Source organism: Psychrobacter sp. A3 (assembly GCF_028823565.1).
In the GTDB taxonomy this organism is placed as follows: Bacteria; Pseudomonadota; Gammaproteobacteria; order Pseudomonadales; family Moraxellaceae; genus Psychrobacter; species Psychrobacter celer.
Map to the genome: position 1 here is coordinate 1 of NZ_JAPEHS010000193.1, position 510 is coordinate 510.

The 510-nt window shown below is 48.0% G+C and carries 1 protein-coding gene; it reads left to right on the plus strand.

Annotated features, from left to right (window positions below; translation table 11 throughout):
* Positions 1-510, plus strand: a 510-nt coding sequence (locus NK638_RS12450) for a type I restriction-modification system subunit M N-terminal domain-containing protein (RefSeq protein ID WP_274633251.1), incomplete at both ends; no start/stop codon positions are given.

Genomic DNA, 510 nt, shown 5'->3' on the forward strand with positions numbered 1-510 from the left:
TAGAGTGCGTACTAGAAGAGACCAAAGCCGCTGTCGTTGCAGAAAACCAGCGTATCGCTGATATGGGTCTGCCAGAGGAAGCGCAAGAGAAGTTCTTGATACGTGCCAGCAAGCGACCGTTTTACAATACCTCGCCGATGGATCTGAGCAAAATGGGTCAAAGCGATATTAAGGATAACCTAAACACTTACGTGCAATCCTTCTCTAAGGACGCGCGGGAAATATTTGAGCACTTTAAATTTGAAGAGTTTGTCGGTCAATTGGCTGATGCCAACCTGCTATATAAAGTGGTGCGGATGTTTGCCACTACGGATCTTAGCCCTGAGGCGATCTCTAACCATGAAATGGGTTTTGTGTTTGAGGAGCTGATTCGCCGCTTTGCTGAAAGCTCGAACGAGACCGCAGGGGAGCATTTTACCCCGCGCGATATCGTGCGCCTGACCACTTCACTGGTATTTATGGAAGATGATGACGCGTTGACCAAAGACGGCATTATTCGCACCATTTATG